The organism is Flavobacterium sp. PLA-1-15, from assembly GCF_049060005.1.
Lineage (GTDB): Bacteria > Bacteroidota > Bacteroidia > Flavobacteriales > Flavobacteriaceae > Flavobacterium.
Genome location: NZ_JBMGQS010000003.1, coordinates 55,917 through 68,800, shown reverse-complemented (window position 1 = coordinate 68,800; position 12,884 = coordinate 55,917). Strand labels below are relative to the sequence as shown.

The following is a 12,884-nucleotide window of genomic DNA, read 5'->3' as shown; positions in this document are numbered from 1 at the left end:
TTTGTAAAAAATATTCTAAATATGTCCTTATTTTCATTTTCATGGTTTGCTAATTTTGATCAGTGTATTGTAGAATTAAAAACTTTGGCAATGCCAGAAGAATGGAATTTTTCCGATAGTACTGGAACAGCTCCAATTCTAGTTAATTATTTTCATCATACATTTTTGAAAATTTATGATGAAAATAAAATCGAGTATTGCAACGATTATTGTATATTTAATACAGGATTAGTTACTTCTAATCAAGAGGAAATATTTGCGTTCTTTCAAAAAAACAAAAAACCGAATGCAACAATTCCATGGTTTTTTCATGGGTGGAGAAAAGCAAGTGACAGAGATTTAGTTAAGTTTGCTAAATTACCCGAAACCGCTAATTATTTTACAGATGCTGCTGATTTGATATATGATATTAAACTTGATTTAAGAGTAAATATTGATCATATTATTCAAGATAATAAAGAACGATTTCCAGAACCATTCAATACGATGGACGAATATCTTTTAGGCAATATTCTTCAAGGAACTATTGATGATGCAAAAAGAAGAATAAAAAGAAATTACAAAACTGCTATACCTCAGTATTTTAGAGGAAAATTACAATTATTGTTACCTCTCTGTCTAAAGCAAAAAGCAAAAGCTGATTTAGCATTAGTAATTGAGAAAGAAAATGGTACTTATAGAGCATCTACTTGCCTAACATTAAATATGGCAATAAATAACGCAAGATTAATTGCTAAACCTGATGATGAATGGCTGAAGGCTTAAATAAATATTAATTTATTTTGTAAACTAAATAAAAGTTATACATTTGTACCCATACAATTTGACAATATAAATGATTCTTTAAAAGAAAGACAAAAGAAGTAAACACATTTTTAAAGCTTATACCCAACATCAAGATAAACTTACAAGATTACAAGAAAAAAACAAGATATTGCCCTCGCTCAGAGGGCATTTTTTTTGCTCATCACTTTCGCTACTTTGTTGAAAACTTTTAACCTGCTTTAACATTCCAACTCCCTAACTTTGCAATTATGAAAGTGATTGAATTGCATAGCGGTCCAAAAATGGAGTTTTTCGGAGTTGATACTTCGACGGCAATGCCTTTGCCTTATTTTGCTGGTGGTGTTTCCGCAGGGTTTCCCTCTCCAGCTGACGACTTTCTCGAAGACAACTTAGACTTCAACAAACAGTTTATAAAAAATCCTTCTTCAACCTTTTACGTTCGTGTGAAAGGTAATTCGATGATCGATGCAGGAATATCTGATAAAGATATTTTAGTAGTTGACAGATCACTTGATCCAAAGACTGGCGATATTGCCGTTTGTTTCCTTGATGGAGAATTTACAGTAAAACATATACTTATTGAAAAGGAAATAGTTTGGCTGGTTCCTAAAAATGATGAATTCGAGCCAATAAAAGTTACTGCAGAAAACGAGCTTACTATTTGGGGTGTCGTAATCAATGTTATTAAATCTTTTAGGTAATGTTTGCGCTTGTCGATTGCAACAACTTTTACGCTTCGTGCGAAAGAGTATTTAACCCAGCACTCAACGGTAAGCCAATTGCGATACTTTCCAACAATGACGGTTGCGTAATCGCACGGTCAAACGAATGCAAGAAGTTTGTACCAATGGGTGCGCCGGCATTCAAATTTCAAGAGATTTTTACCGAACACAACATTCACGTTTTTTCAAGCAACTATCCGTTATATGGCGATATGAGCAAGAGGGTAATGCAAACACTAGCAACTTTCACGCCCGATATGGAAGTTTACAGTGTTGATGAAGCATTCTTAAAATTCATAGGTTACGAGAATTACAATCTAACGGAATACGGACAAAAGATACATAAAACAGTACGGAAAAATACTGGCATTCCTGTTAGTGTTGGTATTGCTCCGACAAAAGCACTTGCAAAGCTTGCGAACCGTATTGCGAAAAAGTTTCCCGAAAAGACTGGAAACGCCTATGTTATTGATTCAGAAGAAAAGAGAATAAAAGCTTTAAAGTGGCTGGATATTGGCGATGTTTGGGGAATTGGAAGACAACACGCAAAAAGACTGCAAGTTTTGGGAGTTAAGAAAGCGTACGATTTTACGCAATTGCCCGATGTTTGGGTGCGTAAAAATATGTCCGTTGTCGGGTTGCGATTAAAGCACGACCTCGAGGGAAAATCTTCGATCGATTTCGAGGAAGTAAAAGCTAAGCAGAATATTGCGACTACACGCAGCTTTGAATTTATGATAAAGGAGCAAAAGGATTTGAGCGAAAGGATTTCAACCTTTGCCGGAAGCTGTGCGGAAAAGCTAAGAAAGCAGAATAGCCATTGCAACGCAATTGATGTATTCATCCAAAGCAATTGGTTCCGGGAAGATTTGCCACAATACAGCCGTTACATTAGGATCAAAACCGACTATCCAACAAACTCAACGTTTGAAATAAACCGTTTGGCTTTGAAAGCATTGGATATAATTTTTAAACAGGGATTCGACTATAAGAAAGCTGGAGTAATCGTAAGTTCCATAACACCAGCCGACAGCTATCAAATGAGTTTCTTTAACTCTGAAAATCCAAAGCACCAAGATTTGATGAAAGTGATTGATGCAACGAATAGGAAGATTGGAAATACAAAAATCCGTTTCGGCGGCCAAAGCCTCAAGCGGAAATGGAAAATGAAACAGGAACGCTTGTCGCCTTGCTACACGACACGATGGGAAGATTTACCAACCGTTAATTGTAAATAGAAATTTCAGGACGTAATTTCAATTATATTTGTAATATAAAAATTTGAAAATCAAATAATGATACTCCAAATTACATGAAAACAAAATTCACATTTATTCTATTACTTTTTAGCTTATTTGGGATGGCAAACGATTCTAAAAATGAAGAATTGAACCAATTAAAAGACAAAATCTCAATTTTGCAAAAGAAAGTTGATAAGCTAGAAACTATTGATAATGCAAATGACATTGTTGAAGAGTATAGAGCTTTAAACGATATATATTCTTATGGATTTGGTATATTATTAGCGCTATTTGGAATTGTGTTTCCACTTATTATTTATTTAGTTCAAATTAGACCATCCTTAGATACTATCAAAGAAACTAAAAGCATAATTAAAAAAATTGATGATAATTTTGAAGAAAGTTTCGCTGAGCATTTGAAAAAAAGTAAAAACAAATTGATTGACCAGGCTATTGAGAATTATCTTGATAGCGCATCTACAAATATTTCTTCAAGCTATGCAATACTTGATATGTATAAAAGCGAAGGTTTTACGGAACTTCAAGTTGTCAGATTATTAAAAATACTTCGAAATAAAGACAATGATAAAAACAGATTGATTTTCATTGCAAGTATTTTAACTTTTCAAGAAGATTCAAATATTGAAGAATATTTTGTGACACTTATTCGAAACGATCCATCTAATCATCTATGTATATGGGGTGCTATTTATTTTGCAAACTATAATAAGTCAAAACATATACATTTAATTTCTTTAATTGTTTTAAATGGTTATTCTTTAGTAGGGATGCTTGCTTCATTATCATCCAGCTCAAAGGATTTTGCTTTAGAATTACTAAACTGTGAAACCCTTGTAAATAATGTTGAAAAAAAAGTAATTTTTGATTGGTGTAATAGTGGATATAAACATTTTAGCGAACGAATTGGTATTGACAAGGTTGAAACAACTTTACTGTGGAAAAGATATATTGAAAATAATAAAGTATAACTGCTAATTAATCATATATGTGCTATCATTTCCAACAGTTGAAAAGTCCGAAAGAAGTGCAGATGCGTTTCGATGCAATGCTAAAAGATATTGATGATTTTTTGCCTGGAAACTTCAACGGCTTTAACCATCCATCCACTCCGATCATTATCGACGAAAATCCAAGTCTGATCCAACAGGCAGAATGGGGATTAGTGCCGTTTTTTGTAAAGGACATAAAAGAGTTTAGAAAAAAGACAAATACCCTAAACGCAAAGATTGAAACGGTGGAGAAAATGCCATCCTACCGAAATAGTGTCGATAACCGCTGTTTGATAATTGCATCAAGCTTTCACGAATGGAAACATCTTGACGGCGGAAAGGTAAAAATCAAGCACGAAATATCTGCACCAGGAAACGAACTGTTTGCAATGGCAGGATTGTATTCTGAATTTGAAGATATGATTACTTACACGATTCTCACAACTGAAGCCAACGAACTGATGGCAACCATCCATAACAGTAAAAAGAGAATGCCAGTAATACTTCGCCGTGAAGAGGAAAAACTTTGGCTAGGTGGCGAAAAATTAGAAATCTACCATAATAGAAAAGAGGTTGAACTTATTGCCCAACCTCTCGATGATATGCCTTTGCAGTTATTTTGATTTTCTTTTTTTTCCGAAGAAATTCAGTTGCTCTGCTGGCTTTTTATGCTCTTTTTCCTTTTTTCTTTCCTCTTCGCCTACTTTCCTTGCAAGTTTAATCTGTGCTGCTGATGGCTTTATATCGGGCGGATGAATATATCCAAAAGAAATATGGCGGCCTTGCTTGTCTTCATACAAATAATCAAAGATGTTAGAATTGGATATTTGATTGCAGGTTCTTCGACGAATTTCATTTTCGTCGTGTGCATCAAAATCATTTAGCAATAGACTAGTTTCAATAAGAAGATCGGTTTTAATTTTTTCATCCCAATCAGGAAAGTTTCCCGATTCAGCCGGGTAATCAAAATGCTCCTCAGATTTGACCGAAAAAGTTAGAATCGCCGTTCCATCCTTTATCATATCGCTTATTGCTATTTTTTGTGAAGCTTCATCTTTTATTTTTGGGAAGTCTTTCTTGGAAATTTTAAATTGTATATTGTAATTTTCCATACTGTTAGTCGCCAATCGGCTTATTTATTTCGTTTAGATAGCAATCTCCTAAAACCTCAAGCACCTTTAAAATTATTAATCTTTTGTTTGCTTCAAAATTTATAATCTGATCTTCTGTCAAGTCAATAACTATACTCGCAAAAGTAACATTTTTTAATTCGGAACCTGTAAAAATAGCAACCTCACGTTTTTCATTGTTGGGCACAACTCGCAACAACTCGTAATCTTCATTTTCAACAATTGAATCGATAACTTCTTCGTATATTTTATAAATGCCAGCTGGTTCACGTTCAACGACTATTTTGCTGTGAATTTTTATCTCCGCAATTGCTTCCATCTTTTTTATTTAAAATTACGAATTAACTTTCAATAAAAAAACCTCTCGATGTGAGAGGTTTTTAAGATGACTTATTTCTTGGTTTTCTTTCTAGCGGATGCTTTCTTTTTTGCTGGTGCTTTTTTTGCTTTAACTTTGATTGCAGCTCCTCCACCTTTTCGCCATCTATATCCCGGCTTTAATTTTCCCTCTCTCGTAATCCCTACACGTGAGATTACTTTTGAGCATACTTTTTTTAATGTTGGACTTTTTCTCTTGCTGGTCTTTTTTGCTGGTGTAGCCATAATATTTAGTTTATTTAGTTATTAAATTTCTATTGCCGTAAATGATAATTTAGGTGGTTCACTTGGTTCGGGTTTTTCGGGATTGTAAACCTTTCCCGAAGCTACATTGTATCGTATTGTTTCAAGCGGAACCTGCGTGTATCGATTCTTATCGAAATAAGAATAGTTTTCAGAAAAGCGAGGCATTTTGACAAGCTTTGTAATGATGTCGCCATCGAAAACAACCTCCGCCCCACCTTTGGTTCTTCCGGTAGTCGTTTGCTGGAAGATAATCACGAATACCTTTCCGTGGAATCGCTTTCTTAAATCTTCATCGAGTTGGATGGTTCCCACCATTCTCAAAAGTTTCTGCCAGCTGTCGATAAAGATGATATCATACAGTTCAATCAGACTGTACAATTCCTCAGTATTTTGAACCTCTCCAATAGCATCAATATTTGCTTGAGCTGCTTGTGAAAGATATTTGATTGTCTTTTCAATAGCCAATGAACTTGTAGGATGTTCTTCGCCCGAAATAAACAAACATTTGTTTCCTGGTGATGCAAAAGCATCCATTATCTGATAAAGCATTGTTGTTTTACCAGCACCTTGTGGACCATCTAATGTTATTACAACTGAATGAACTGGCTTCTTTTCAACTTGCTGGAAATACTTTGCAATTTCTCCATCGATCGTATAAAACTCAGACGGGGCGGCATTACTTGATGTGCCAATTTTCTGAACATTTGGATTTTTTGAAATTGGTTTTTCTTCCTTGGCCAATACAGTTGGTTCTGTCTTTACCGGATCTGAAATTTCCTCGAGCACAGTTTCTTTTGTCGTTACTTCAGCATCCTCGACAAAAGGACTATTTAATCCTTTCTTTGCTCCAAAAAGTGCAATCTGTCCGTTCTTGTCAATCTTTTTATGCCAATTTACTGATACTCTTTTTCCTTGAACATTCTTTCCAGCCTTAGAAATTATTTCATAGACGAAAACATCGCTATCAGATAGAGCGTTATTTTGTTCAATATTCAAAAACACACTTTCTAAATCAAGTAGTGATTTTTTACTAGCTACCATTTCTCCCGAAATGTTGTCAACTAACATATATCCTACAACCTTTTCAGTTTTTTTGGTCTTTTCTTGGACATTAGGTTTTGGCTCAACCGTTGTTTTTGCTGGTTTTACTTTTTTTGCAACTGATTTTTTTGCTCCTTTTTTGGTCAATTCCTGGTCATTTGATTTCGATTGATTCTTTAGATAAGCTGGAACATCATCTGCATCTAAATCCAAAATCCAATTACTTGCTTTTTGTGCCTGTGCCGATGCCTTAAAAAACATCTTGTTATCTTCCTGTAAATAGGATAAAAGGCGTTTGTTCCAACCATTGAGGTATTTGGCTGAGTTTTCAATCGTATGGAAAAGTATTCCAGATTCCGAACAAAGGAAAACAGCTCCAAGTTCTGCAACGAGTTCTTCAAAAGCATAAGCCTTTTTATCTTCGATGCTTCCATCACGTTTCCGGGTATCATTACCACGGTCCAAACGTTTTGAGTGTCCGGTGCTGTGAATGATCTCGTGAAAGTAAGTTGAGTAATAAAAACTTTCCTGTGTAAAAGCTTTTATGCTCGGCATATTTACTTCATCCAGCGATGGTGTATATTTTGCATCCGTTCCGATGAACGTATATTTAGGCGGATTTGGATAATGATCGATGATAGCCTGTGCGGATTCGATAGGTGTTGTTTCTTTTTCCTTTACTGCTGGAAATTTCAATCCTGTGCAATCATCAGCTTTGTAAACATTGTAATACTTGACAATCGGTATCTGCGAAGCGTAAAATTTCAAATCGGCTGGATCGATTCCGTTTTCCTTTATAAATGCTGAATACTTTACCTTATCCGAAGTCTTGATCTTTGTGTTGCCGTCATCATAGACAAATAGAGGTGTGTAGTAAATTACATTTCTTGCCTTGCTTCCTTTTTTCAGTGTTGCCTTTGCTTCCTTAATTTGGTTGAAAGTTAGATAATAGGGATTTTCAAATTCAACCGGAACCAAATAAGGCTCGTCGTTTTCATCAAACAACACATCGAAATTCAAAAGCATAAAGTTGATTCCCGAATATGGTTTTTTGGTAACATAGTTCCTGGCTTGTTTTCCGCCCGAACCTTGCCACTCCTTTTGCCAAGGCAGATGCCCTACTTTTTTAATAGTATTCATTACCAAATTGGTAATCATATCGTAAACATCGTTGCTGGAAACGGCTTTGCCAAGTCCAAAAACATCTTCGCTTTCCTCCAAAATCTGTAAGCCGTTGAGCATACTCTTTGGAGTGCTTTCAAATGCTGGAGATTCAATATCGAAGCAAAAAACGGAATCACTATTTTTCAGCAAAATAGTATTCAATTTTTGGGAAATATGGAACTGCTCTTCTTTTTCTGCCAAATACAACAACTGCAACAATTCCTCTCTCGAAACCGTCGCACCGTTTAAACCGTTAAATCTTTTGATACTTTCCATTATTCTGTACCTATTTCATAATCGTTACCCATTGCATTGATGATGCCTGTAATAGCGATGTTATTCAAATTAAAATCTGCCAATTCACGGATGTTCTGCATCGTATTGACTGTATCGACTGTTACTGGAATGTTTCGCAGGAAAAAATCGCTTTTTCTAGGAATTTCAATTTCTCCGATATTTAAGTTAACGGTCGCTAGATAAGTGTTTTTATGGAAGATGATAATTTGCTTCAACGTTACTATAGATGCCCCAGTAACAAATAAATCTTCCATCGAATTGTTGCGAAGTCTTATATCAAGATTAAATTTTATCCGATCGAATGAAATATTAACTTTATCTATCCTGTCCGGGTCAATATCCATTTCATCGAATATCTCCTTGATCTTGGTCACTTTTTGAAAACCGACAATTGAAGACACAACAAGTGCGCCTCCAGCAATCCACAATATTTTCTTTGTCGTTGGGTTCATCTTAAAATAAATTTGTTGGTTCGATAATTTGTCCTGTTGGGGTTTGGCGCACCTCCAAATGAATGTGGTTCGTCATTCCGCTGCCGTATTTGGCCGCAATGTCCTGTGCGGTTGCAATTGCCTGTCCTTGCTTCACAATTGCACCAGCTGGTACAGTTGCTTTTAAATAGAAAATCTTCACGGAGTAGATTTCGTTCTTTATTTCTATTCCAGTATAGCGCAAATCATCGCCATAAGGGAAAGGAAACCGTGTAACCGTTCCCGAAATGGGCGAAAAGATAGTTTCACCTTTTACGGTTGGAATGTCAATCCCCTGGTGTACTCTGTCACCACGGCTTGCACCGAAAGAACCGCATCCGAAACCATCACATCCCCGAAAGCCTTGATTGTGTACCAAATTGGCAAATGCTTTTTTAGTGCTGAGCAAGAAAAAGGCGGTTGCCACTCCAAGGGATATGAGGATCGTTTTGGTTTTCATTTATGACAAATAAGGATTTTGTCTTGTGCCTTTTGAAAATTCGTTTTCCCAACCCTGAACACGCCAATGCCACTTTGCGTAGCCAAGTATATCACTCGCATTATTCTTTTCTGCATAATCTTTCAAATCAGGATTTTGATTCAAATAATTTTGCGCTTCTGCGTCTGACAATTCACGGAAATCTGTCGAAGATGATTGTTGCGCTTCATAATCCTTTTTTTGTCCGAAAAACATAAAGGCGGCAACGCCTAAAGCACCTACAATTAGTAATTTTTTCATTTTCTTAATTTTTAGTTGGTAATTTTCCTTTTATAAAGTTTATAATTTTGAATACCTGCCACGCTCCTAGAATCAATCCTATTAGCATTAGGGTTTTTTCATACCATTTCAAGGGAACCTCTACTGGGATTTCAACCCTGGTGGAATAATGCCTTTCAATAACCCTGTCGTGAATACTGTCTTTCGTCTTATTGGTCGTTTCGGCTATCTTGACTGACAGCTCCATACGTTGCAACAATTCGTTGAATTTTAGCGAATATCCATTGTCACCGCTTTGCTTGTCGACGTTCATCGAATTGAGTACCTGGAACAAGTATGCCCTTGTGATGGAATCACATTCGGGCGTTCCTGTCTGTACTTGAGATAATTGCCATATCAATTGATCGGTAATTTCCTTGTTGACTTCGATTAACTGCTTTACAGATGTAAAATCCTTTTCGTTGTTCGTTTCCTTTGTTTCATTATGAATTGGAATCTTTTTTGCCTTGCAACTGATAGCGGTTGTGGAAATCAGTAGTACAGCAGGGAGGCTAAACCAAAATAGTAATGCTCTTTTCATCATTTCTTTATTTTTGTTTTCTTGCTTCTAGTTTCTTGATGAAATTTAATCCAACGATGGGCGTTATATCCAAGAAGACAAAACAGCGAAAGTGTCTGCAACGTTTCGTTAATCGTCAATGTCTGAAACGACAAGAAAACCGCTGTGAAGACTACCGTTAGCTTAGTATCTATTATTTCTTTCATCTTTTAATTTTTTCGTCAAATTTTGACTTGTGAAAGTTGTAGAATGTGACGATCACATATACAAATGCACCAATGCTTCTTATGTAGTTTTCAGTTTTCTCTGAAAATCCTAGCGCATCAATTACAGCAAAGCTTTCATTGATAAACATTGACATTAGAAAAATGGCTGTGCCTATCTTCCAAAGCAGTGTGTTTTTCTCCGGGGTTGGTTCGTTTAGCTTTCCCATTTTACAGTGGTGTTGTGGTTAGAACTCCCGAATCTGAAATCGTAACTTTCCAACGTGAACCGTTTGGCGAGGATAGTATCAAACCTAGATTACCCGATGATTCAGTCGGCTTAATTTCCATATCAGCATTAAACTCTGTTTTTGAAGTAAATTTTACACGGCTTTCCGGCAAACCTCCTCTATGGATTTCTAAATTACCGTTTACATCTTCTATCCTAGAGGCATTATTAAAAAGAAGCGGCCCAGTGATTTGCCTTAACGGATGATTTCCAGCAATCGGAACAAATTCCAAAAGTTTGTCGTCAACATATTTTTTTTGTACAAAATCAAGATCCTGTGCAGTTTCACTGAAATCCATCGCCGAGTACAGCCCCCTTGTAGGCAAACCTTCATCCATACTAGTAACTGCAATTCCTGTAGAGTTTGCGAATAAACCAGTGTACCAATTATCTGTTGAATTAGTCAAATTAATTTCCCAATCTTGACCAGGTGTGACTTGTAGAAAACCTTGTTTTGCATTTCCTTCTGAGTTTCCTAGGAAATAAAACTGTTTAACACCTCCGTCATAATCATCATTAAATATTCTTAACTCATTTTCTCCATCTCCTTCGTTTATATTGAAAGATCCGTCAACATTTATCCATTTAGATATCAATTCCACACGATTAGGGTTTACGACTACATGAGAGTTACCGCTTTCATCTTTAGCTGTCATTCTAGTTGATCCTGGATATGCAGATATAGCCCCTACGCTTTCTGTTCCATACATACTCGTAATTTCTATTTCTCCAGCAGTACTATATGACATAGTACCTGAATTTTGTCCTGCTGTGAAATGCGTAGTTATACCGTAAGGGTTTACATCTATATGACCGTACTGAGGTTGTGCCATAATTTCAGAATAATCTAATCCTACTTTGAAACCTGTTCCAGAGTTCATATTTAAACTTACATTGTCATTACCTATCGAATTGATTTCGTCAGCTTTCAATTTTACATCAAATTGATAGGCTCCGTTTACATCCTGAGTACCAGTTTCTAGTTTATAAAATTCATTATCTTGAATCTTACCGTTATCAGTTACATCTTGCAAACTTGAATCGCCACCGGATGAAATAGAAATAGAGCCATCGTCTGCCGCTTCATTTCCATTTATGGAAGTAATTGCGTTTTTTTCGTTTATTTTTGTAGTTCCTGTAAGGTTGATGCCCTCATCAGCCATTGTTATAAAATGGGTGTAGCCAGCACCCGATTTTGTCAACTGCACAACATCTTTATAAACTCCTACTGATGACAAGGTTCTATCTTCATCATTCGTTGCCTTTAATTCGGCTGAACCATTAGAAGTAAATACTATTCCAAAGCGGTCGTCTGTTCCTTGTGAGGCGGTCAATCCTCTTTCTGAGAAATCATCCATATTTCTGAAATCTATATTTCCAGGGGCAAAGTTTCCATTGATCATCACGCTTTCTAAATCTTGATTGCCTCCCGCACCAACCTTGTTCCATATTGTGCCGTCATACACAAATACTGCATTATCAGCAACCGAATACGATTGCAGTCCAGGATATTTATTAGGAATGTTTAAAAGCGACAAGCTGTCGGCAACTGCGGTACGATCGTCAATCGGTTGCGGTGCAGTGATCTTGAATCCGGTAGGAACAACAATCCCACCCGAAGAGTTTGGCTGTGCGCTTATTGTGGCTGTAAAAATTACAGAAAACAGTAAAAATAATATTCTTAAATTTTTCATCTGACTTACTAATTATGGGTTAAAAACAAAAGGAATGGTAGAGCCTCCGGTATTCTGCATTACTCTTGTACGGTATAGGTATAGTGTTGCGGTAGTCGTGCCGTTAGCCAATACGAAGCCGGGTAGTGCTTTCTTCCAAAAGAAAGCCGAAGCATCGCCCCAGTTTCCTATCGTGGTGTCAAATCCCGACGCTGTAATCTTGTTGGTGTTTACCGTGCTGATGAACCACACGTATGCTGGTGTGCTGATATTAGCATTAAACGTCATTGCGGTTGCCGAACCTACATATTTCGTAAATCCTGCACCAACGTTTAGGCTTGAATAATCGGTTGTCAATACATCCGACTTTGTTGCGCTTGATCCATACCATTGCGGATTATAAGCCGTGTACGTTGCATTCCTGTTCTGATTTCCTGCAACTCCGTTCCTTGTGTAATTAATCGCCAAGGTGTAGGTCGTAGTTTCTGCGGTTGATGGTGCGGTCGCTGTCTTATTGCCGGTGTTTACATTCGGCAATACATTACCTATTGACTGGTTTATGGTTGCGCCTGTAATAATATCATCGTTTGAAGCGATGTTGTAATTAACGGTATTGGTCAAGTTAACACCTCGTTCGCCCGATGCGGTTGCAAGGGTAAAGGTTGCAGAATGGTTGGTATAAAGTTGAGCCTTTACCCAATCATACTGTGCCTGGCTTAAATGATACATCTGTCCAACTGTGCCTCCTTGCAATCCTGTCAAATCGTTATGCACAAGCAAATCACTTTTCTTGATCCATCCCATAACACCTGCTGGAGTAAAGCCATAAACGCCGTTAACTTCTGATTCGTTAACCGCCGTAAACTTTACCGGACGGTTGAACTCTATGGGAGTTTGTGAAAAACCTAAAATTGCTAACCAAAGCAATACGATTGTAAATATTTTTTTCATCTGTTT

The 12,884-nt window shown here is 36.6% G+C and carries 17 protein-coding genes; 5 read left to right on the top strand and 12 right to left on the bottom strand.

Going from position 1 to position 12,884, the window contains the following annotated elements; genetic code table 11:
• Positions 1 to 21 precede the first annotated feature (21 nt).
• The 5 genes from ACI6PS_RS03690 (at position 22) to ACI6PS_RS03670 (ending at position 4,382) form a co-directional block, all read left to right on the top strand.
• The gene (locus ACI6PS_RS03690; RefSeq protein WP_421011202.1) at positions 22 to 765 is read left to right on the top strand and encodes a DUF3825 domain-containing protein; all 744 of its coding nucleotides are present in this window, start codon (positions 22 to 24) and stop codon (positions 763 to 765) included.
• A gap of 269 nt (positions 766 to 1,034) precedes the next feature.
• Complete coding sequence (locus ACI6PS_RS03685) at positions 1,035 to 1,487, top strand: LexA family protein (RefSeq protein ID WP_421011201.1); 453 nt, start codon at positions 1,035 to 1,037, stop codon at positions 1,485 to 1,487.
• Entirely contained in the window at positions 1,487 to 2,746 is a 1,260-nt protein-coding gene (locus tag ACI6PS_RS03680; RefSeq protein WP_421011200.1) for a Y-family DNA polymerase, read from the top strand. The genes ACI6PS_RS03685 and ACI6PS_RS03680 overlap by 1 nt, the downstream gene beginning before the upstream one ends.
• A 74-nt stretch (positions 2,747 to 2,820) precedes the next feature.
• Positions 2,821 to 3,738, top strand: coding sequence for a hypothetical protein (locus tag ACI6PS_RS03675; RefSeq protein WP_421011199.1), 918 nt, complete (start codon positions 2,821 to 2,823; stop codon positions 3,736 to 3,738).
• A gap of 17 nt (positions 3,739 to 3,755) precedes the next feature.
• A complete protein-coding gene (locus ACI6PS_RS03670) occupies positions 3,756 to 4,382 on the top strand; it encodes an SOS response-associated peptidase (RefSeq protein WP_421011198.1) in 627 nt (208 codons plus the stop codon).
• Here ACI6PS_RS03670 and ACI6PS_RS03665 read toward each other — a convergent pair.
• From ACI6PS_RS03665 to ACI6PS_RS03610, 12 genes are all read right to left on the bottom strand, one after another.
• Positions 4,374 to 4,871 carry a hypothetical protein gene (locus tag ACI6PS_RS03665; protein WP_421011197.1) on the bottom strand — a complete coding sequence of 166 codons (498 nt, stop codon included), beginning with the start codon at positions 4,869 to 4,871 and terminating at the stop codon, positions 4,374 to 4,376. The two genes, ACI6PS_RS03670 and ACI6PS_RS03665, sit on opposite strands and share 9 nt — an antisense overlap.
• A gap of 4 nt (positions 4,872 to 4,875) precedes the next feature.
• Positions 4,876 to 5,208 carry a hypothetical protein gene (locus tag ACI6PS_RS03660; protein ID WP_421011196.1) on the bottom strand — a complete coding sequence of 111 codons (333 nt, stop codon included), beginning with the start codon at positions 5,206 to 5,208 and terminating at the stop codon, positions 4,876 to 4,878.
• Between the two features lie 71 nt (positions 5,209 to 5,279).
• Positions 5,280 to 5,492, bottom strand: a complete 213-nt coding sequence (locus tag ACI6PS_RS03655) for a hypothetical protein (protein ID WP_421011195.1) — start codon at positions 5,490 to 5,492, stop codon at positions 5,280 to 5,282.
• Between the two features lie 21 nt (positions 5,493 to 5,513).
• Complete coding sequence (locus tag ACI6PS_RS03650) at positions 5,514 to 7,994, bottom strand: zincin-like metallopeptidase domain-containing protein (RefSeq protein ID WP_421011194.1); 2,481 nt, start codon at positions 7,992 to 7,994, stop codon at positions 5,514 to 5,516.
• The gene (locus ACI6PS_RS03645) at positions 7,994 to 8,467 is read right to left on the bottom strand and encodes a hypothetical protein (protein ID WP_421011193.1); all 474 of its coding nucleotides are present in this window, start codon (positions 8,465 to 8,467) and stop codon (positions 7,994 to 7,996) included. The genes ACI6PS_RS03650 and ACI6PS_RS03645 overlap by 1 nt, the downstream gene beginning before the upstream one ends.
• Position 8,468: 1 nt before the next feature.
• The gene (locus ACI6PS_RS03640) at positions 8,469 to 8,945 is read right to left on the bottom strand and encodes a M23 family metallopeptidase (RefSeq protein ID WP_421011192.1); all 477 of its coding nucleotides are present in this window, start codon (positions 8,943 to 8,945) and stop codon (positions 8,469 to 8,471) included.
• Complete coding sequence (locus ACI6PS_RS03635; RefSeq protein WP_421011191.1) at positions 8,946 to 9,224, bottom strand: hypothetical protein; 279 nt, start codon at positions 9,222 to 9,224, stop codon at positions 8,946 to 8,948. It lies immediately after the preceding gene.
• A 4-nt stretch (positions 9,225 to 9,228) separates the two neighbouring features.
• Positions 9,229 to 9,786, bottom strand: coding sequence for a hypothetical protein (locus ACI6PS_RS03630; RefSeq protein ID WP_421011190.1), 558 nt, complete (start codon positions 9,784 to 9,786; stop codon positions 9,229 to 9,231).
• A complete protein-coding gene (locus tag ACI6PS_RS03625) occupies positions 9,783 to 9,968 on the bottom strand; it encodes a hypothetical protein (RefSeq protein ID WP_421011189.1) in 186 nt (61 codons plus the stop codon). Before ACI6PS_RS03625 ends, ACI6PS_RS03630 begins: the two co-directional genes overlap by 4 nt.
• Positions 9,965 to 10,195 carry a hypothetical protein gene (locus ACI6PS_RS03620; protein ID WP_421011188.1) on the bottom strand — a complete coding sequence of 77 codons (231 nt, stop codon included), beginning with the start codon at positions 10,193 to 10,195 and terminating at the stop codon, positions 9,965 to 9,967. Before ACI6PS_RS03620 ends, ACI6PS_RS03625 begins: the two co-directional genes overlap by 4 nt.
• Before the next feature lies 1 nt (position 10,196).
• Positions 10,197 to 11,948 carry a hypothetical protein gene (locus ACI6PS_RS03615; protein WP_421011187.1) on the bottom strand — a complete coding sequence of 584 codons (1,752 nt, stop codon included), beginning with the start codon at positions 11,946 to 11,948 and terminating at the stop codon, positions 10,197 to 10,199.
• Positions 11,949 to 11,960: 12 nt separating this feature from the next.
• Entirely contained in the window at positions 11,961 to 12,878 is a 918-nt protein-coding gene (locus tag ACI6PS_RS03610; RefSeq protein WP_421011186.1) for a hypothetical protein, read from the bottom strand.
• Positions 12,879 to 12,884: the final 6 nt, after the last annotated feature.